The sequence below is a fragment of the Serratia microhaemolytica genome (assembly GCF_004011885.1).
Classification (GTDB): Bacteria; Pseudomonadota; Gammaproteobacteria; order Enterobacterales; family Enterobacteriaceae; genus Serratia_G; species Serratia_G microhaemolytica.
In genome coordinates this window covers 126420-147728 of record NZ_SBEF01000003.1, presented here as the reverse complement: position 1 = coordinate 147728, position 21309 = coordinate 126420, and the positions used below count along the sequence as shown (strand labels likewise).

Annotated in this window: 16 protein-coding genes and 1 riboswitch; of the genes, 8 read left to right on the top strand and 8 right to left on the bottom strand. The window is 50.8% G+C overall.

Translation table 11 applies throughout. The annotated features are described in order from the left end of the window. Nucleotides 1-46: 46 nt before the first annotated feature. Entirely contained in the window at nt 47-631 is a 585-nt protein-coding gene (pagP, locus tag EOJ37_RS03490) for a lipid IV(A) palmitoyltransferase PagP (RefSeq protein WP_240651661.1), read from the top strand. 84 nt (nt 632-715) lie between these two features. Here the strand turns inward: pagP and yvcK are convergent, their stop codons facing one another. Then, nucleotides 716-1633, bottom strand: coding sequence for a uridine diphosphate-N-acetylglucosamine-binding protein YvcK (yvcK, locus tag EOJ37_RS03485; RefSeq protein WP_127957849.1), 918 nt, complete (start codon nt 1631-1633; stop codon nt 716-718). A 345-nt stretch (nt 1634-1978) separates the two neighbouring features. On the opposite strand from yvcK, the gene EOJ37_RS03480 reads away from it, so the two are divergent. The 7 genes from EOJ37_RS03480 (at nt 1979) to EOJ37_RS03450 (ending at nt 7436) form a co-directional block, all read left to right on the top strand. After that, a complete protein-coding gene (locus EOJ37_RS03480; RefSeq protein ID WP_206194016.1) occupies nt 1979-3466 on the top strand; it encodes an AbgT family transporter in 1488 nt (495 codons plus the stop codon). 213 nt (nt 3467-3679) lie between these two features. Continuing rightward, nucleotides 3680-3822, top strand: a riboswitch (molybdenum cofactor riboswitch). Beyond that, a complete protein-coding gene (gene moaA, locus EOJ37_RS03475; protein WP_127957845.1) occupies nt 3812-4795 on the top strand; it encodes a GTP 3',8-cyclase MoaA in 984 nt (327 codons plus the stop codon). (Overlaps the previous riboswitch by 11 nt.) Nucleotides 4796-4860: 65 nt before the next feature. Beyond that, nucleotides 4861-5373 carry a molybdenum cofactor biosynthesis protein B gene (gene moaB / locus EOJ37_RS03470; RefSeq protein ID WP_127957843.1) on the top strand — a complete coding sequence of 171 codons (513 nt, stop codon included), beginning with the start codon at nt 4861-4863 and terminating at the stop codon, nt 5371-5373. A gap of 3 nt (nt 5374-5376) precedes the next feature. Further along, the gene (moaC, locus tag EOJ37_RS03465; RefSeq protein ID WP_127957841.1) at nt 5377-5856 is read left to right on the top strand and encodes a cyclic pyranopterin monophosphate synthase MoaC; all 480 of its coding nucleotides are present in this window, start codon (nt 5377-5379) and stop codon (nt 5854-5856) included. Continuing rightward, the gene (gene moaD / locus EOJ37_RS03460) at nt 5853-6098 is read left to right on the top strand and encodes a molybdopterin synthase sulfur carrier subunit (RefSeq protein WP_127957839.1); all 246 of its coding nucleotides are present in this window, start codon (nt 5853-5855) and stop codon (nt 6096-6098) included. Before moaC ends, moaD begins: the two co-directional genes overlap by 4 nt. Nucleotides 6099-6100: 2 nt before the next feature. Next, on the top strand, nt 6101-6553 hold the full coding sequence (gene moaE / locus EOJ37_RS03455; RefSeq protein WP_127957837.1) for a molybdopterin synthase catalytic subunit MoaE: 453 nt from the start codon (nt 6101-6103) through the stop codon (nt 6551-6553). A gap of 175 nt (nt 6554-6728) precedes the next feature. Next, nucleotides 6729-7436, top strand: coding sequence for a Bax inhibitor-1/YccA family protein (locus EOJ37_RS03450; RefSeq protein WP_127957835.1), 708 nt, complete (start codon nt 6729-6731; stop codon nt 7434-7436). A 1086-nt stretch (nt 7437-8522) separates the two neighbouring features. On the opposite strand, the gene trhP is transcribed toward EOJ37_RS03450, so the two are convergent. The 7 genes from trhP to EOJ37_RS03415 all read right to left on the bottom strand — a co-directional run bounded on the left by trhP (nt 8523) and on the right by EOJ37_RS03415 (nt 21227). Continuing rightward, on the bottom strand, nt 8523-9884 hold the full coding sequence (gene trhP, locus EOJ37_RS03445; RefSeq protein ID WP_127957833.1) for a prephenate-dependent tRNA uridine(34) hydroxylase TrhP: 1362 nt from the start codon (nt 9882-9884) through the stop codon (nt 8523-8525). 223 nt (nt 9885-10107) lie between these two features. After that, a complete protein-coding gene (gene baeR / locus EOJ37_RS03440; protein WP_127957831.1) occupies nt 10108-10824 on the bottom strand; it encodes an envelope stress response regulator BaeR in 717 nt (238 codons plus the stop codon). A 12-nt stretch (nt 10825-10836) separates the two neighbouring features. Next, entirely contained in the window at nt 10837-12198 is a 1362-nt protein-coding gene (baeS, locus tag EOJ37_RS03435; protein ID WP_127957829.1) for an envelope stress sensor histidine kinase BaeS, read from the bottom strand. A gap of 43 nt (nt 12199-12241) precedes the next feature. Continuing rightward, nucleotides 12242-13672 (bottom strand): multidrug transporter subunit MdtD, encoded by a 1431-nt coding sequence (mdtD, locus tag EOJ37_RS03430; protein ID WP_127957827.1) that lies wholly within the window; start codon nt 13670-13672, stop codon nt 12242-12244. Nucleotides 13673-13804: 132 nt separating this feature from the next. Beyond that, a complete protein-coding gene (mdtC, locus tag EOJ37_RS03425; protein WP_127957825.1) occupies nt 13805-16888 on the bottom strand; it encodes a multidrug efflux RND transporter permease subunit MdtC in 3084 nt (1027 codons plus the stop codon). Continuing rightward, complete coding sequence (locus EOJ37_RS03420) at nt 16885-20004, bottom strand: MdtB/MuxB family multidrug efflux RND transporter permease subunit (RefSeq protein ID WP_127957823.1); 3120 nt, start codon at nt 20002-20004, stop codon at nt 16885-16887. Before EOJ37_RS03420 ends, mdtC begins: the two co-directional genes overlap by 4 nt. After that, nucleotides 20004-21227, bottom strand: a complete 1224-nt coding sequence (locus EOJ37_RS03415; RefSeq protein WP_127957821.1) for an MdtA/MuxA family multidrug efflux RND transporter periplasmic adaptor subunit — start codon at nt 21225-21227, stop codon at nt 20004-20006. The genes EOJ37_RS03420 and EOJ37_RS03415 overlap by 1 nt, the downstream gene beginning before the upstream one ends. Nucleotides 21228-21309 lie beyond the last annotated feature (82 nt).

The window sequence follows — 21309 nt, the reverse complement described above, 5'->3', positions numbered from 1 at the left end:
GATCCGTAAAATGCGCCGTTCTATTTTGCAAGAGGTGTCACGCACGATGTTTTTCAGCAAGACTAAGATAGTCACTCTGACGATGTTACTCTTCTCCACACTGCCGAGCTTGGCAGCAGTAACCCACGACGAGAGCAATGCTGAGCCGTCTGCGTCGTGGTGGAACCGTTTTGTTGATGATGTCAAACAGACTTGGCATAGTTCACCTGACCGGGATTTTTATCTACCGGTGATCACTTGGCACAATCGCTGGACTTATGACCAATACAAGATTGATCACTACAATGAACGCCCTTGGGGCGCTGGTTACGGTATGTCACGCTTTGATGGCAATGGTAATTGGCACGCGATCTATATTATGGCGTTCAAGGACTCGTTCAATAAGTGGGAACCGTTCAGCGGTTATGCCTATGAGAAGATCTGGCGCCCCACTCAAGATAACAATTTCCGTTTGGGTTTGGGATATACCGTCGGTGTTACTGCTCGTGATAACTGGAGCTATGTACCAGTACCGGCTTTGGTACCGTTAGCCTCGATCGGTTACCAGCGTTTCACTTTCCAAGCGACCTATATCCCCGGCACGCACAATAACGGTAATGTGTTGTTTGCTTGGTTCCGTTGGCAGCTATAACTTTACCGGTTGTAGATCTGGGCTAGCAGCCTGGTAGGCGAAATGTGATTTATTAGCGCCACCGGCTGCGATTGCATCTGGCTTTCAGGTTCTAGCAGCCAACGCGACTAATGCTTGTTCCAGCGCCTGACGTAGCAGATGGCGATCATGTCGATAAGGAATATCATCGGCTTCCAGTGGTTGCTGGATCACAATCCGCCCCGCTATCGTGCCAATATCAACAGTTGGGCTAACAATCACCGCGTCGATCATTTTACCGCCCATTTTGCTTTCCAGTAGTGTTAGCTTATCTTGCAGCGTTAATCCTGCTGCAGCCACACTCAATTCTCGCCCTAAGTTACCAATGTAAACCATGTTGGCTTGGCTGCGGCGCAACGCTTGGGTGAGATCGTCTAGCAACAGTAGCGGCATCAGGCTAGTTAAAAAACTACCGGGGCCGATCAGGATCAGATCAGCTTGTGCAATTGCATCTAGCCCTTCACGCGTTGCTTGTACTTGCGGTGATAACATTAATGCCTGTGGCAAGTGAGTCAGCTTGTCGATCTCAACTTCCCCATGCACCGCTTGGCCGTGATGATCATGAGCGACCAGATCTGCCGCCTGTTCTGACATCGGGATCAGCGCCGCATCGATCTTCAATAGGCTACGTACCAAGTTGATGGCATCCAGTGGGCGAACACTCAAATTATCCAATGCCTTAAGCATCAAATTACCCAAGTTATGTCCAGCCAACTCACCACTGCCAGCAAAGCGGTATTCAAACATCGCCGAGGCAACGCTAGGTTCGGTGATTAACTGATTGAGGCAATTGCGCGTATCGCCCCAAGCAATGCCGCCTTCACTACGGCGAATACGCCCAGTGGAGCCGCCGTTATCGGTGGTGGTGACAATGCCGGTTAAACGTGATCCCAGTGATGAGAGTGCAGACATTACACGTCCAAGGCCGTGCCCTCCTCCTAGAGCGACAACCCGATCGAGATCGGCAAGAGTGCGGTTACGCATAATGATTCCTGAATAATGAAGCTGATTGCCGACTATCATATCTTGCTGATAGATAAATTACGACTCCACCATTTTGGTTAGCCAGGCGGCGAACCAGCATCAACAGTGCCAAACTATTGGTTGTTGGTGCTGGAAATGAGCAATTGAAAATGAGAACGATTTTCAGTAAAGTCTCAACCGTGTCTGCCACATTCGGCAGCGTCAGTAACGCGATCACAGAGAAATCAACAACAGACACAATCTACTAATTTTATTGACTATATTTTATTTAGAACTGAATTGATACGTGTAAATTTCTTTCACCACCCCCCAGAAAATGAGCTTAGTTAGCGGATTCCGATGAAGATGAACAGCTTCGATAAAATAGAGCAGTGGGGAAACCGACTTCCCCATCCGGTCTTTCTGTTTCTGTGGCTAGCGTTGATTGTTGTTGTCGCTTCGTTTGTGGCATCCGTTGCGCAAGTTTCCTACACACTGCCCAGTGGCGAAATACAGCATGTCAACAACCTGCTGTCTGCCAACGGTATCCGCACATGGCTCGGTGGCAGTGTTGAGGCATTTATTCAGTTTCCTCCGTTAGGTGTGGTGATTATCGCTACCATAGGTATTGGCCTCGCCGACGCTTCTGGACTGATCGCCTATAGTGTGCAACGGCTGGTAAATAAAACAGGATACTGGCAGTTAACGATAAGTATCATTACGTTAGGTATTCTATCCAATGTCATTGGCGCGGTTGGCTACATTATACTGATCCCTCTCGCCTGCCAAGCCTACCAAGCAGCCGGACGCCCAGCATTGGCCGGGTTGGCAACCGCTTTTGCTGGTGCCGCTGGCGGAAGCCATGCGACGCTGTTTCTGACCACTTATGATGTGGTGATATCGGGTATTACTACGTCAGCTGCGCAATTGATTGATGCCAGCTATGTGGTTAGCCCGATGGCCAACTATTTCTTTATGAGTGCCAGTGTGTTAGTGCTGGTATTCACCGGTACCGTTGTCTCTATCCGCATAGTTGAAAAACGTCTGGCACAAAAGCAGCTGTTATCCAGCCATTTGTGTAACCTGCCCTGTTTAGACATCGTGTCAAACAAACAGAGTGATCGCGCTATGCTCGCTGCTGGGCTGGTGTTTGTACTCTGTATCGCCTTCTTTCTGCTCTCTACCCTTCTACCCGGTGGCTGGTTATCACCAAGAGAGGGCCAGCCATTAGGGCGCACAGAAGTGATCAAAGCGCTGCCTGTACTGATTGCGCTAACATTTGGCCTGAGCGGTTTAACGTTTGGCTGGCTGTCCGGAAGCTTTAAAACAGAGCGTGACTTAATCAAGGCGTGCCAAAAAAGTTTAAGTCAACTTGGGCTGCTGTTACTGATTATCTTTGTTGCTTCACAGCTCATCTATCTGTTTAAGTTGAGCCAACTCTCTGGTCTATTAGCAATTTCAATCAGTAAATTGCTGGTAACTACCGCGCTGCCTTCCACAGTGATCCTGTTGTTGGTCGTGCTACTCTGTGCCGTATTGAATCTTTTTATCGGCTCGCCGGTAGTGCAATGGAGCATGATGGCGCCAATTTTAATACCGTCGCTGTTCTATGCCGGGATACCGTTAGAGGTGACACAGGCTGCATTTCGCATTGGCGATTCTGTTACCAATATCATTAGCCCGCTGTTTGGTTACTTGGGTATAGTGCTGGCCACAGCACAGACTTACGATGAGAATGCCAAACTGGGTACATTGATGTCGCTCATGCTGCCATTCAGCATCGCGTTCCTGTTTGTCTGGACAACGTTGCTGCTGGTCTGGGTCTATCTGTTACAGTGGCCACTCGGGGTTTAGCGTATTTCGGCCAACTGGCTAAACACCACTAGCGTTCCAGCAACACAGGGGATGAATATCGCTCTGATTCAACAAATAAACTGCTCTAAAGAATGCCTGTTGCATGATGTCAATCAATGTGTTTGTATAATGCTGACTGTTCATAACGTGAGATTAGCGTTAGAATCGCCATAAACCACGGTGTCGTTCCACCACTTTTCAACCGGATTCGGAACCACATCACAACTCCTAGCTTTGCCGCCTACGTTGTCCAGTTAGACAATAGGGTGTCTTAGCCGTGGCCGATAGGCCGCCAGGGTGCAGAGTGGAAACGCTCGCATCTCCCGTACTTGGAAAGGTGTTAAGGTGCAGCAACTTATCGACGCATTTGAGCGCAAATTTTACTATCTACGTCTGTCGATCACCGACGTGTGCAACTTCCGTTGTACCTACTGCTTGCCCAATGGTTATCAACCGCATGGCAGCCCTCGTTCTTTTCTTTCGCTTGATGAAATCCGCCGTGTTACGCGCGCTTTTGCTCAGCTTGGCACCGAGAAGGTACGTCTCACCGGTGGTGAACCATCTTTACGGCGCGATTTCACCGAGATTATCGCCGCTGTACGCGAAAATACCGCAATCCGCACTCTGGCGGTCACCACCAATGGTTACCGCTTGGCGCGTGATGTCGCCAATTGGCAAGCCGCAGGATTGACCGATATCAACGTCAGTGTCGATAGCCTTGATGCGCGCCAATTCCATGCCATCACCGGTCAGGATAAGTTTCGTCAAGTGATGGCCGGCATCGACGCCGCTTTCAGCGTTGGTTACCGCAAGGTGAAAGTTAATACCGTGTTGATGCGAGAAGCCAATCTGCACCAATTGCCGCAATTTCTTGACTGGATCAAATCACGCCCAATCCAACTGCGTTTTATTGAATTGATGCAGACTGGCCAAGGAGAAGCGTTATTCCACCAACAACATGTTTCTGGTGCATTATTGCGCCAACAACTGCTGCAACAGGGTTGGCAGCAAGGCACTCGCAGCCGCAGTGATGGCCCGGCACAAGTTTTTAGCCACCCCGATTACCAGGGCGAAATTGGTCTGATTATGCCGTATGAGAAGGATTTTTGTGCCAGTTGTAACCGGCTACGTGTCTCTGCTGTGGGTGATCTGCACCTGTGTCTATTTGGTGAACAGGGCCTGACACTGCGTGACTTGCTGGCAGATGACAGTCAGTTGGAGCAGTTGAAAATGCGTATCTATAGTAGTTTGCAGGCCAAAAAGCAGACCCATTTCCTGCATCAAGGTAACAGTGGGATCACGCAAAACTTGTCATTTATTGGTGGCTGACTTTCTAGGTCAGCACTCGCCCACGCGATGCAACCTGCCAGCAAATAGAGGAGCACAGCATCATTATGAGCCAACCCAGTAGCACATTTATTCCGGCAAACGTCGCTATTCTGACTATTTCTGATCGCCGTAGTGCCGAAGAGGACTCTTCCGGCGACTATCTACAGCAAGCCGTGCTGGAAGCTGGTCATCAAGTCATTGCTCGTACCCTGCTGAAAGATAACCTTTACCAGATCCGTGCACAGGTCGCGGTGTGGATCGCTGATGAACAGGTACAGGTGATACTGATCAACGGCGGCACCGGCTATACCCAGGCCGATAACACCCCGGAAGCAATATCGCCGCTGTTTGATCGTCAGGTCGAAGGTTTCGGCGAGCTGTTCCGTATGCTCTCATTTGAAGAGATTGGCACCGCCTGTATCCAGTCTCGAGCGCTGGCCGGTATGGCCAATCAGACCGTGATCTTTGCCATGCCAGGTTCTCCTCGAGCCTGTTGTACCGCCTGGGAAAAGATCATTAAACAGCAGTTGGATGCGCGCCATCGCCCATGCAACTTCCTGCCACATTTAAAAAAGTAGATTATGACGCAATTAACACATCTTAATGCGGCCGGCGAGGCTCATATGGTTGACATCTCGGCCAAAGCCGACACAGTGCGTGAAGCGCGTGCAGAGGCGTTTGTAACAATGCAACCGGCTACGCTGGCAATGATCCTGGATGGCAGTCACCATAAAGGCGATGTATTCGCTACCGCACGCATTGCTGCCATTCAGGCGGCCAAGCGCACTTGGGAGCTGATCCCACTCTGCCATCCACTGATGTTGAGTAAGGTCGAAGTGAACATCAGCGCACAACCAGAATCGAACCAGGTTTATATTGAGACCTGTTGCCGTTTGAGTGGCAAGACAGGGGTAGAGATGGAGGCTTTGACTGCCGCCTCGGTTGCCGCATTGACTATCTATGACATGTGCAAAGCGGTGCAAAAGGATATGGTGATTGGCCCCGTACGTCTATTAGCGAAAAGCGGTGGTAAGTCAGGTGATTTCTTGGTGGCCTCATGATCAGTGTTCTGTTTTTTGCTCAGGTGCGTGAATTACTCGGCACCGATGGTCTCACTCTGCCAGCAGAGTATCCGACAGTAGAAGCGTTGCGCCTGGCATTATCTGCGCGTGGTGAACGCTGGGCGTTAGCGTTAGAGTCAGGCAAACTGTTAATGGCAGTCAATCAGTCATTAGTCACTGCCGATCATCCGCTACAGGCTGGTGATGAAGTCGCTTTTTTCCCCCCTGTAACGGGAGGCTAACGATGGAGCATACCCGTATCCGCGTTGGCAGTGCATCATTTCGTGTCGGTGATGAGTATCAGTGGTTAGCCTGCTGTGATGACGATGGTGCAGTGGTCACCTTTACCGGCAAGGTGCGCAATCACAACTTGGGTGATGGTGTCAGCGCCCTGACACTGGAACACTATCCCGGCATGACAGAAAAGGCGTTGGCAGAGATTGTCGACCAAGCACGCCAGCGCTGGCCGTTACAGCGCATCTCGGTTATTCACCGCATCGGTGAACTGTTTCCCGGCGATGAAATTGTGTTTGTTGGCGTCACCGCAGCACACCGCAGCCAAGCGTTTGCTGCCGCTGAATTCATTATGGATTATCTGAAAACACGCGCTCCATTCTGGAAACGTGAAGCAACTGAGGTGGGTGAGCGTTGGGTTGAAGCGCGTGACTCAGACCAACAAGCTGCTAACCGCTGGTAAAACAAAAAATAAATTCACCGAGTTGTTGATTCCATAATCCAGGTTCTGTGATACGCTTTCTAACAGGAAGTGAGTATCAGCCACTCGGTCGCTTGTCTGTTATCGCCGTCGCTTGATCCGGTTTTATGCTGCCCCACTTCTTCCTTCTGGTTCACAATCAATTAGGGTAATCACCATGGAAAGATATACACGCAATGGTTCAATTGTTGAGAATGCCAACAGCGGCCTACAGGCTTTTATGGCTCAGGTTTATGGTTGGATGAGTTGTGGCCTGCTACTCACTGCGTTTGTTGCCTGGTATGCAGCCGGTAGTCCGCAAATTCAGTACCTGCTGTTATCCAGCAAGTTCGCTTTTTACGGATTGATTATTGCGCAACTTGGTTTGGTGTTTGTCATCTCAGGGATGATCAACCGTCTTAGCGGCGCGATGGCCACCTCGCTGTTTATGCTCTACTCTGCGCTCACAGGTCTAACTCTGTCGCTATTGCTACTGATCTACACCGGTGAGTCGATCGCGAGCACCTTTATTATCACTGCCGGTATGTTTGGTGCCATGAGCTTCTACGGTTACACGACCAAACGTGATCTCAGCGGTTTTGGCAGTCTCCTGTTTATGGCGCTGATCGGTATCGTGCTGGCTTCGCTGGTCAATTTATGGTTACAAAGCAGTGCGCTGATGTGGGCAGTTACCTACATTGGTGTTGTAGTGTTTGTGGGCCTTACTGCTTATGACACACAGAAATTGAAGGCGATGGGTGAACAACTTGACCCGGCTGATAAAGAGGGTTTCCGTAAACTGTCAATTTTTGGTGCACTGACACTCTATCTGGACTTTATCAACCTGTTCCTGATGTTACTACGTATCTTCGGCAACCGCCGCTAAAGCTAGGCTGCCACAGTGTTAATGCCCCATCGGTTAGTACCTATCCGATGGGGCAATTTGTTGTGCTATGCTGCTCCATCCCCTGCCTCGTTCGTTGTACGCTGCATTGTTTGTATGTGCTTACTGTGCGCACTATAGTGCCTTAACCGGCGCTGCCAATAACCCACCATGTTATTTCCCACACTCAAATCACGTGTCACTCTTCACCTCAGACGTGTTCCAGTACTGAACGGTGCGTTCAACTGGGGGGCTATCCTAAATACGACACAGTGAATACCAACCAGAATAGCCAACTGCGTTTAAATACCCAAAGAGCATCGCCACTGTTCAATAAATCTCAGTATGTTTCTGTCTACGGATAGTGTGCTGAGTGCTGACAAAACAGCCTGCGAGTGATGTTGTGGAAATAAACAGCAGCAGTTCATCGACAGTTTAAGATAGCAATCAGTTAATTCAGCATTCACTAATCGACTATTATTTCAGCCAAATGCAATCGTTATTCTTTTCTCTCACCAAAATAACAGAAAAGAATTGTCAATAAATTTTTCACAAAAAAGCATTTTGTTTATGATTTGTTTGTTTTAATGAAAAAAATCGTATTATATTTTTAAAACACTTTTCAAGAAAAACATTTATATACATCTAATACTGTAGTTTTTATTACTACTCATACCGGATTAACACCGATAAAAAACACCAATAAAAATAAAAAATAATTCATTATCAATATGTTACATTGATTAAATCTATTGTTGTGATTCAACCTCGTTAATTCTCTGTGTTAATCGGCCTATCTATTTAACTGGATTAAGCGCTAGATAAGACTTAAACAGAGCAGGATTGGCAATAAAACGTTTAGAACGAAGATATTTATTACAGGAAGTCAGGCTAAGAAGGCGCCAGCCCAAGGGAGATTGGGCTGGCTAAAGGAGGTGGTTCCTAGCATTGCTATATATTTTTATTTATTTGAGCATCTAGATAGTAGCTGAGTAGTTAACTTATTGTTGTGATCTAATTCTAATATTTGATAGAAAACGCCATTGACTAACAATGGCGATAACATTTTTTTTAGCTGAAACGCTTTTTTTATGGCAGATTACGAATCAATAACGCGTATTGTAGTGGCACATCTTCGGGTATCGGCAAATAGACAATATGCCCATTACCCAACGCGGCCTCAATCGCTTCCCCTTTCTTGTTCTGGATCGCTGTCAGAGTGAACTGTACGTTGCCGTTCGGCGTCATCATCTCCACGCTGTCACCGAGCAAAAATTTGTTTTTCACATCCACTTCCGCCAAGCCATTACGACGCACACCCGTGAACTCTCCGACAAACTGCTGACGTTCCGATACCGAAGCACCATAGCCATAGTTCTGATAAGCATCGTGCGTATGACGACGCAGGAATCCCTCGGTATAGCCGCGATGTGCCAGGCCCTCAAGCGTTGTCAACAGGCTAGGATCAAATGGTTTTCCTGCCACCGCATCATCAATCGCTCGGCGATACACCTGTGCAGTGCGTGCGCAGTAGTAGAAAGATTTGGTGCGCCCTTCTATTTTCAGTGAATGCACGCCCAATCGGGTGAGTTGTTCCACATGCTCGATCGCACGTAAATCTTTTGAGTTCATGATGTAGGTGCCATGTTCATCCTCAAAGGCACTCATGTATTCACCTGGACGTTGTGCCTCAGACAGCATAAACACTTTATCGGTTGGCGCACCGCTGCCTAATGTCGGCTCCACTTGTTGTACCGCAATCGGCTGGTGCATGTGGACGATATTGCCCGCGTCATCTTCCCGCCCCTCTTCAGCACGATACTGCCAGCGGCAGGCATTGGTACAGGTGCCTTGGTTCGGATCACGCTTATTCAGGTAACCGGAGAGCAGGCAGCGGCCAGAGTAAGCCATGCAGAGCGCACCGTGTACAAACACTTCTAGCTCCATCTCTGGTACCTGCTGGCGGATTTCGGCGATCTCTTCCAGTGACAATTCTCGTGATAAGATCACTCGCGTTAATCCCATCTGTTGCCAGAATTTCACCGTTGCCCAGTTCACTGCGTTAGCTTGTACCGAAAGATGAATATCAATCTGGGGAAACGCTTCACGCACCATCATGATCAAACCGGGATCGGACATAATCAGCGCATCCGGCCCCATTTCAACCACCGGTTTCAAGTCACGCAGAAAGGTTTTCAGTTTGGCATTATGTGGCGCAATGTTGACCACGACATAAAACTTTTTACCCAGCGCATGAGCTTCTGCGATCCCTTGGGCTAAGTTCTCATGGTTAAACTCATTGTTACGTACCCGTAAACTGTAGCGTGGCTGACCTGCGTAGACGGCATCAGCACCATAGGCAAAAGCGTAACGCATGTTTTTTAGGCTACCGGCAGGGGAGAGCAGTTCCGGGACAAAGGTGTTTTGTGTCGCTGTGGTTAAGTTAGGCATAGTCGTCTCAGTCTGATTTCAGGTCAGTACGATGCCACCTGATGGCACCGTGAAAGCGGCAGATTGTAGCGATATTAGCGGAAGAAATCAGCCGCTAGATGTTGCTGGCGGCAAATTTACCCCGTTTGCTAATGGTTAACCGGAATGCTTGCCGCTGGGTGTTGTGCTGTCAGTTGTGTCAGTATCGGTTGCGATACACTTAGCCGGTGGCGGCAACAGCAAGTTAACCTACCAGTCGCTGTGTACAGGGTTCCGCCTCCCAGCGGTAACCAATACCATACACCGAGCGGATGAAGGGTTTATCACTTTCTAACTGCTCCAGTTTGCGGCGCAGGTTTTTGATGTGGGTATCAATGGTGCGATCAGTCACCACGCGATAATCATCGTATACACTGTCAAGCAGTTGTTGGCGTGAAAAGACTTTGCCCGGCTGTTCGGACAAAATTTTCAGTAAGCGAAACTCAACCGGGGTCAAATCGAGCAAGTTGCCCTGGTAGCTGGCCTGAAAAGCCGCTAGGTCAATTTCTAACACCGCTGTACATTGTGCCGGTTCTGGATCACGCTGTGCACGCCGCAAAACGGCTTTAACTCTAGCAACCACTTCGCGTGGGCTGTATGGCTTACAGATGTAGTCATCAGCACCGATCTCTAGCCCCAGCAGACGATCCAGTTCCTCAATTCTGGCGGTGACCATAATCAATGGAATATTGCTAAAACGGCGCAGTTCACGGCAGAGGGTGAGGCCGTCACACCCCGGTAACATCAGATCAAGCAGGATCAGCGCCGGCGGTTGCTGGCGTACTGTCGCGATCATGCGGTCACCACGGGTCAGCCAGTTGGTGCAATAACCATCGGCTTGTAAATAATCTACCAGCAATTGCCCAAGCTTGGGTTCATCTTCCACAATCATAATCTGCTGTGGCTGGCTGGGATGTGTCATCAAAATACCTTACTACTCATTCGGGTTAGGGAGCTCTACTGTAATGCGCACGCCACCTAAAGGCGAGTGCTGGGCATAAATTTTACCACCGTGCGCTTCAGCAATATTCTGGCAAATCGCTAAGCCAAGCCCCGAACCACCGCTAGCGCGATTACGCGAACCTTCCGCACGATAAAAACGCTGAAAAATCTGCTCCAGTTGCTGATCGCTGACACCCGGACCACTGTCTTGCCAATAGAGCTGTATACCCTCAGCTAACGGCTCGATGCCAATCTCAAGACGCCCCCCTTCATCGGTGTAACGTAAGCTATTTTCCAATAAATTATTGAACAATTGTGCCAACCGTTCCGCATCACCAAATAACGGCAGGTGTTCTGGGAGTTGACTAATCAGTTGTAGTTGTTTGGCATGAAAACGCTCTCGGAAAGCCGCTAATGCGCTCTCTATCAGCGGTACCAGATCGATTGGATGTTTACGGTAGGCTAACGCCCCCAGATCGGAGAGTGAAAGCTGGTGCAGATCATCAACCAGTTTGCTTAACAGCGCGACTTCAGACTGCAACGAACGCAACGAATCGGGAGTGATCTGGCGCACGCCATCATGTAACGCCTCCAGTTCACCACGCAGCACAGCCAGCGGGGTGCGTAGTTCATGCGAGATGTCCGCCATCAACACACGTCGTATCTGCTCATTTTTTTCCAGTGAGATCGCTAATAAATTAAAATCTTGCGCCAAACGCCCCAATTCATCCTGGCTACTGGCCGCCACCCGTACCTGAAAATCGCCAGCAGCCAAGCGATGCATACCGGCGATTAACCGTTTTACTGGCGCCAGTAAGCCACGTGACATGAGCCAGGTCACTGCCGCTGCCAGTAGCGTGGAGAGGCCAATGATCAGCCAACTGGTCTGGCGCTGCTGGTGTGCAAAGTTAATATCGGCATCCCGCGTCAACCTCTCCGCAGGCGTGGCCACGACCCAACCCACAATTTGCTGATTGTAGCGAATGGCATGTCGAATATTGCCACTCGGTATCACGCCAGGGTGCCCCACCAAACGCTGGTTGTTGCTATCCACTACCCAGAACTGAGTGCGCCAACCTCTGGGGGGCGGATTATCGCTGTTCTGTTCGAAAGCGCGCAGAATTTGATACACCACCTGCTGGTTATTATGCAGAAATGCCCAACTGCCGTGCTGCTGATACTGCGCTTCCAAAGCGTCACTGAGCATGTTCAGGCGTTGTTCATTGCTGTGCTTGATATAGTCAATAAAGCCGCGTTCAAAACTGCTGCGTACTCCCCAATGCATAATGATCAATACCAACATGCAGGTAGCAAAGATCGCCATAAACAACTTGCCGGTGATACCTATTTTCATCGCTACCTGCCTGATACTTGATTGAATAATTTGGTGATTGGCGTTACTGCTTGGCTTGTCCGGGTTGCTGACCCAGAGGCTTCTCCTGACTGCTGCTGGCCGGTAAACGGGCAAACATCAGTGCCGGCAGCGCAATAATCAATACCATGCAGGCATAACTGTAGATAAAGGCGTCATGTGTCTCTGGCGTATTAGCAACCACTTGATGATGAGCAAAACTGCCAATCAGCATCCCCGCCAGACTGACGCCTAAGCTCATCGAGATCTGCATCACCATCGACAACAAGCCATTACCACTGCTGGCCAGGCGATCTGGCAGATCTTTCAGCGTCACACTGTTCATTGCTGAGAAGCGTACCGAATTTACTGCACCGAGCAGTAGCAGCACCAGCGGTAGCAAGTAGAGCCAATCGAGCAGCGCGACCACGAGAAATAGCAGTGTGGTGAAAGCCAGTAACAGAGTAGCCCCCACCAGTGTTCGACGATACCCCCATCGATTCACCACTGGTAACACCAGACGTTTGATTGCCATACTGCCGAGGATCATCGGCATCATCATCAAACCTGCTTGAAAAGGGGAAAATCCTAAACCGACCTGTAAAAAAAGTGGCGTCATAAACGGCAACATTGCACTGCCAATGCGCCCGAACAGGCCACTGATAATGCCGATACGGTAACTGGCGGTGTTAAATAGCCGTAATGAGAATAACGCGCGACTGTTATTGCGCGCATAGAGGTAATAGCCCAGCAGTGCTAGGCAGCCAAGTAGTAACAGCACGCTGGCAGGCAGAAACTCAAGTGCCCGTTCCCGTTGCAGTGCCAGTGTTAACGTTGACATGGTGATCACCAGCAGCACAAAGCCAACCAGATCAAAACGCGCTGTTTTCAAACGGTAGTTAGGCATCAGCAACGCAGTGGCCAGTGCACCAACTACACCGACCGGAATATTGATCAGGAAGATCCAGTGCCAACTGGCATATTGCACCAGTAAGCCCCCCAGCGCCGGGCCGATCAATGGGCCAATCTGACCAGGCAGGGTAACAAAGGTCATCGCTGCCATATACTGCTCGCGCGGCACAATCTTCATCACAGTCAGCCGCCCAACCGGCACCATCATCGCACCACCAACACCTTGTAGGACGCGAAAAGCGATCAACTCATCCAACGAGTTGGCGCGCGCACAGAATAGCGATCCCAAGCTAAATAACACGATCGCACTGAGTAGCACCCGTTTAACACCCAGCCGATCAGCTAACCAGCCACTGGCTGGCAGCATCACTGCAACGGTGAGCAGATAGGAGACAACCACAGACTGCATACGCAATGGGTGTTCACCTAAGCTGGCGGCCATCGCTGGCAGTGCCGTGTTCACAATGGTGGTATCCAGTGTCTGCATAAAAAAACCGAAGGCAACGATCCATAATTGCCATTTCACCGAGCTTGAGTGCTCAGCGGTAGTCGGATACTTGTTCATCTTGTCAGCTCGTTATCATCTGGCACTGCCTTTTCACTCAGTCTACGGCTGAGCAGCAAAACAGCAGTGCAACAAGGCGGTGCTGATGGTAGCCGTTGGCAATCGACCTACTCAACGCAGCAAGCGTGCCATCTACTGCAACAGTGGCGTTAACTTTTTTCCACCACGCAGTTTCATCTGCAAGCGATCAAAATATAAGTAGATCACCGGCGTGGTGTAGAGCGTCAACAGTTGGCTCATCATCAGGCCACCGGCAATGGTGATCCCGAGTGGTTGCCGTAACTCGGCACCATCACCGCTGGTTATCACCAGTGGCAGCGCGCCAAATAGCGCCGCCAGTGTGGTCATGATAATCGGGCGGAAGCGCAGCAGGCTCGCCTGAAAGATCGCCTCGCGCGCACTGATACCACCGTTGCGCTGTGCCGCCAAGGCAAAATCAACCATCATAATGGCGTTTTTCTTCACGATACCAATTAACAACATGATGCCAATCAATGCAATCAGGCTGAACGGTGCCGAGAACATATTCAGTGCTAACAGTGCCCCAACTCCAGCGGATGGCAGTGTCGATAGAATAGTCAATGGGTGGATGTAGCTTTCGTACAGCATACCCAACACAATGTAAACAGTGGCGATCGCCGCTGCAATCAACAGCAGTTGTGACGAGAGTGACTGCTGAAACAGTTGTGCGGTACCAGCAAAGCTGCCACGCAGTGTTGACGGGACGCCCAACTGTGTCATCGCGCGTTCAATCGCTGCGGTTGCCGCTGATAAACTGCCGCCATCAGGCAGGTTGAAGGCAATGGTTGACGCTGCCGACAGCCCTTGATGGTTTACCGAGAGCGGTGCATTTGCCGGCCGCCACTGGGCAAAGTAGGAGAGCGGGATCGCCTCACCATCACGGTTAATGACAAACATTTTCTCCAGTGAACTGACATCTTGCGTGTAAGGCGGTGCCACTTCCATCACCACTTTATACTGATTGAGTGGCTGGTAGATGGTGGAAACTTGCCGTTGACCAAACGCATTATTCAGCAAGCTATTAGCCTCATTGACCGAAATGCCAAGCCGCGCCATTGTTTCCCGATCGTAGGTCAGATCCAGCTCTGAACCTTTATCCTGCTGATCAGAGTTGACATCCGCCAGCTCCGGCAGTGCCGCTAATGCGGTGCGAATACGCGGTTCCCACTCGCGCAACACACTGAGATCATCCGCCAGTAACGTATATTGATAGCTGGCATTCGCCTGCCTGCCCCCGGTGCGAATATCCTGCACCGCAACCAGAAACAGTGTTGCGCCCGGTTCTTTAGCCAGTTTGCCACGTAGCCGGGCGATCACCTGTTGCGCACTGTCTTTACGCTCTGATAATGGCTTCAATGAGATAAACATCGAACCGCTATTGGTGCGCGAACCACCGGTAAAACCGGTCACGTTGTCGACATCTTTATCATCACGCACAATCTTCATAAAGTCTTGCAGCTTGCCACGCATAGCCCGGAAAGAGATGCTTTGATCAGCACGAATAAAGCCCATCAAACGTCCGGTGTCCTGTTCCGGAAAAAAGGTCTTTGGGATACTGACATAGAGCCAGATATTAAGCGCAATGGTGGCTAAAAACAGCAGTAATATCCAACGCGAGTGGCCAAGTACCCAGTTGAGCGAGCGGCCATAGCTGCGTTGTAGTCCGATCAGCACACGCCCAAAGCCACGTGCGCGGCGCTGTTTACGCGCCGGTTGCCAGCGTAGCAGGTAAGCACACATCATCGGCGTCAAGGTGAGGGAGATAAACAGCGAAATGGCAATAGAAACTGAGAGTGTGACGGCAAATTCACGAAACAGCCGCCCCGGTAACCCACCCATAAATAGTAGCGGAATAAATACCGCGACCAGTGAGATGCTCATCGAAAGCACCGTGAAACCGACTTCACCTACCCCTTTCAGTGCCGCTTTGAACGGTTTGATGCCGGCTTCAATATGGCGTGAGATATTTTCCAGTACCACGATCGCATCATCAACAACAAAACCGGTGGCGATAGTCAACGCCATTAGCGAAAGGTTGTTCAGACTAAAACCACACAAATACATGGCAGCGAATGTGCCAATCAGCGAGACAGGAACCGCAACCGCCGGGATCAGCGTCGCTCGTCCTGAACGCAGAAAAATAAACACCACCAAGATCACCAGTGCAATCGCAATCATCAGCGACTGCTCGACCTCGGCCAGTGAAGCGCGGATGGTCGGTGAGCGATCTTGGGCAATATTCAGCTCAATGCTGGAGGGGATATTGGCACGCCAGGCTGGGATTTCCGCACGGATACGGTCTACCGTTTCGATAATGTTGGCTTCTGGTGAGCGGCTAATGGTGAGGATAATCGCCGGTTTCGCATTGGTCATCCCCGCGTTGCGTACATCCTGCACCGAATCAACCACGTTAGCGACATCACTTAAACGCACCGCAGCACCGTTGCTGCTATAACGGATCACCAGTGGCAAGTAATCTGCCGCACGCTTTAACTCATCATTTGCCTGGATCTGCCAGCGCTGATGCTGATCAGCCACTGCACCTTGTGGTCGACGCAAGTTAGCACTGGCAATGGTCTGACGGACGGTATCCAGTGAAATACCTTGGTTGAATAGCGCACTGGGGTTCAACTCGACCCGAACTGCCGGTAACGAGCTACCTCCAACCGAAACATCACCAACCCCTTCAGTTTGTGCAATGCGTTGTGCCAGTTGCGTAGAGGCAAAATCATACAGTTCACCCTGGCTATAAGTATCGGAAGTGAGCGTCAGGATCATGATCGGTGCATCCGCAGGGTTCACTTTGCGATAAGTCGGCCGATTGGGCATTCCGGTTGGCAGCAGACTCTGTGCGGCATTAATTGCCGCTTGTACGTCACGGGCGGCGCTGTTGATGTCGCGATCAAGATCGAACTGCAACACAATTCTGCTGCTGCCAAGTGAACTGGTGGAGGTCATCTCGTTAACACCAGAAACACGCCCTAGTGCGCGTTCAAGCGGTGTTGCGACTGAGGAAGCCATTGTCTCTGGCGAGGCCCCCGGCAGCGAGGCACTGACTGTGATCACTGGCAAATCAATTTGTGGTAGTGGCGAAACGGGCAGCAGGTTGAAGCCAATCACCCCCGCCAGCGTGATCGCCAAGGTCAACAGCGTGGTGGCTACCGGGCGGTAGATAAACAGAGCAAAAAATTTCACACCGGCTCCTGCGTCGCGGCTCGACGGCGCAGATTCCGCGCCAGTTTATCAAATAGCAGGTAGATAACCGGAGTGGTAAACAGCGTCAGGATTTGGCTCATGATCAATCCGCCGACCATACAAACACCCAACGGTCGCCGTAGCTCTGCACCGACACCGGTACTGAGCATCAATGGCAGTGCGCCAAGTAGCGCGGCAAGTGTCGTCATCAAGATCGGGCGAAAGCGCAGCAGACAAGCCTGATAGATCGCTTCATAGGGTGACATGCCCTGCTCACGTTCGGCTGCCAGTGCAAAGTCAATCATCATAATGGCATTCTTTTTAACGATACCAATTAGCAGAATAATGCCGATGATGGCAATCACATCCAGTTCATGCCCAGAGATCATCAACGCCAGCAATGCGCCCACTCCTGCTGTCGGCAAAGTAGAGAGGATGGTCACCGGGTGAATAAAACTCTCATACAATATGCCCAGCACAATATACATCGCGACAACCGCAGCCAAGATCAGCCAAAGGGTATTACCCAGCGCAGCGTTAAATGCCAAGGTAGCCCCCTGAAATTGGGTGCTGATCTCCTTCGGCATATTGAGCGCTTTTTCAGCCTCGGTGATCGCTGCGACCGCCTCACCTAATGAGTAGTTATCCGGTACGTTAAATGACACTGTAGCCGACGGGAACTGGTTCAGGTGATTGATTGACAGTACCCCTAAGCGCTGTTCGATGCTGGCAATGCTGCTCAGTGGCACAATCGCACCACTGGCGCTACGTAGACGAATATTATCCAGCGCCGATAGACCGGGTGTGGTGCTGACATCATGCTCCAACACGACCCGATACTGGTTAGCCTGGGTATAGATGGTGGAGATCAAACGCTGACCAAAGGCGTTGTATAGCGCACTGTTAATGTCACTCATGCTAATGCCTTGTCGTGCTGCCGCGTCGCGATTGACATTGACGTAAGCAATCAAGCCCTGATCCTGCCAATCACTGGTCACTTCAGCCAGTTGTGGCAATTGCTGTAGTTGTGCCAATAATTTCGGCACCCAGTCGCCCAACTCCTCCAGTGACATCGCTTGCAGCGTAAATTGATACTGCGTGCGGCTGACCTGGGTATCGATTGTCAGATCTTGTACCGGTTGCAGATAGAGTTTCACTCCCGGCAGTTGTGCCACTTGCTGTTGCAACCGTGCAATGATCGCCGGAATGCGATCACTGCGTTGACTGAGTGGCTTCAGGTTGATCTGTAACCGGCCACTGTTTAGCGTCGCATTACTGCCATCAATGCCCACAAATGAGGTTAAGCTAGCAACCGCCGGATCTTTCAGTATCTCACTGGCAACCTGCTGCTGGCGCTCAACCATATTGCTAAATGAGACGCTCTGCGGTGCTTCTAGGCTGCCTTGGATAATATCGTTATCCTGCAACGGGAAAAACCCTTTAGGAATAGCCAGATAAAGCAGCGCGGTTAATAGCAGTGTGCCAATTGCCACACTCAGTGTGAGCCAAGGATGATTCAATACTCGCTTTAGCCAGAGCGCATAATGCGCGATCACTCGCTCAAAAAAACGCTCACTGGCACGCGAAAAACGGTTCTGCTTGCGCAGTGACTCGTGATTGAGCATACGTGCGCACATCATCGGGGTCAGAGTCAGTGAGACCACTGCCGAAATCAGGATCGCTACCGCCAGTGTGACGGCAAATTCCCGGAACAGCCGCCCAACAATATCGCCCATAAACAGCAGCGGAATTAACACTGCAACCAGCGAGAAAGTGAGCGAGATAATGGTAAAACCGATTTCACCGGCGCCTTTTAGCGTTGCTTGCAGAGGGCTCTCGCCTTTTTCGATGTAACGTGAAATATTTTCGATCACCACAATGGCATCATCGACCACAAAGCCGGTGGCAATCGTCAGTGCCATTAAGGTGAGATTGTTAACGGAAAAATCCAGCAAGTACATGACTGCGAAGGTGCCAATCAGCGAGAGGGGCACTGCCACACTGGGGATAATCGTCGCTGGGACGTTACGCAGAAAGATGTAGATCACCATAATCACCAGGGCGATCGCCAGTAGTAGTTCCGCCTGAACATCACTGACTGACGCACGGATGGTGGTGGTACGATCAGTCAATACCGTTACATCGACCGATTTAGGTAAGCTGGTGATCAACTCCGGCAACATTTGGCGAATGTTATCGGTGGTGGTGATCACATTCGCCCCCGGCTGACGCTGGACGTTTAACACAATCGCCGGTTGTTGATTCGCCCATGCGGCAAGGTAGTTGTTCTCAGCACCTTGTTCAACTGTGGCAATATCCTGTAGCCGAATCGCGGCGCCATTTTTATAGGCGATGATCAGTTGGCGATAATCGTCAGCACTCTTCATCTGATCGTTAGCTGAAAGTGTCACTGAACGAGTTGGACCATCAAGACTGCCTTTAGCCGAGTTAACATTGGCAGCACTGATGATCGAGCGAATGTTCTCACTGTTAAGACCATAGGCAGCGACCGCCGTCGGGTTGAGTTTGACGCGCACTGCTGGGCGCTGACCACCGGCAATAGTGACCAGGCCGACACCATTAACCTGAGAAATCTTTTGTGCTACACGTGTCTCCACCATATCTGCAACCTGGGTCATCGGGAGCGCACTCGAGGTGACTGCCAGAGTCATAATTGGCGGATCCGCTGGGTTAACCTTGCTGTAAATCGGTGGGTAAGGCAGATCATTCGGTAGCAGGTTGGTTGCTGCGTTAATGGCTGCCTGTACCTCCTGTTCGGCAATGTCGAGCGGCAGCACCAACTGAAATTGCAGTGTGATCACCGAGGCACCGCCGGAGCTTTGTGATGCCATCTGTTTTAGCCCCGACATCCGGCCAAACTGCCGGGCAAGCGGCGCAGTGATCGCCGATGTCACCACATCTGGGCTGGCTCCAGGGTAGAGGGTCACCACCTGAATGGTGGGATAGTCAACTTCAGGTAATGCGGATACTGGCAGTGAGCGGTAACCGATAATCCCAGCCAGCAGGATCGCCACCATAAACAGCGTGGTGGCAACCGGGCGCAGAATAAACAGACGGGAAGGCCCTCCTGCCTGTTTTGGCTCAAGTGACGACATCAGGATTTCCCCTGCGCACTGTCGCGGCGCTTCGCGGCAGGTAATCCCGCACGTGGCTGTGCGCTAACCACTTCAACTTGCATTCCTTCCGTCAGACGATCAATACCATCCGTTACCACCCGATCACCCACCTTGACACCACGAGTAATCACCACTCGCTGGCTATCTTGCAACCCTGCTTGCACCAGATGTCGGCTCACCTTGTTATCCGCATCCAGTAACCAGACAAAATGCCCATCACTGCCCATTTGTAAGCCAGCAATCGGGATCACCACGGCATCCTGTAATGTCTCAACCTGTAAGCGCGCATTCACAAACTGGTTCGGGAATAGCTGATCATCCTGATTATCAAAGCGTGCTTTGAGGCGGATGGTGCCGGTAGTGGGATCAATCAGATTGTCGAGGCTGAGCAGTGTGCCAGTAGTTAACCGCTGCTGATTGCTGCGATCCCACACTTCTACCTGCACTGCACCGGCCTTCTGCGCGCGCACCAGATCAGCGATATGCGTTTCGGGCAGCGAGAACAGCACTTCCATGGGCTGAGTTTGAGTCAACATCACCATCGCACTGCCACCCGCAACGATGTAATTGCCGACATCGACCATTCTCAGGCCGACACGACCATCAATTGGCGCAGTGATACGACTATAGGTAAGTTGTAGTCTGGCATTATCCACTGCAGCCTGATCCACCATAATCGCCCCCTCCAACTGACGAACCAACGCCTGTTGGGCATCCATATCCTGACGCGACACCATGTTATTTTTGATAAGCTGCTGATAACGAAGTAAGTCCTGTTTAGCATTGGCCAGCGCAGCCTGATCTTTTGCTAACTGCCCTAATGCTTGCGCCTGCTGGATCTCAAATGGCCGTGCATCAATCTCAAACAGCAGATCACCCGCTTTTACCTGCTGTCCCTCAGCAAAATGCACCGCAACCAGTTGACCGGCAACCCGACTGGTCACCGTCACGGTATTCGCGGCAACCGCAGTGCCTAAACCAGAAAGATAACGCGGCACGTTTTGTGCTGTTGCCGTGGCAACTTGTACCGGAGGCATCGGTGCATTACGGCGACCAGCAGGGCGAGTGGTCGTAGCAGCAGGCTTAGCCGCAGTTGTCGCAGAAGAGGCTGGCGTGAAATGGCGCCAAATCAGCACAGCGGCAATCATCACGCCTATCGCGAGCAGTAGGCGAAACAGTAGGTATTTGGATTTTGCATTCATGACGTTGGATGTTCTCTCGGCTGGCTACGGCCACTTTTCGTTTTACCTCGTTATAGGATACTAGTTTAACTAGCAAGCATGG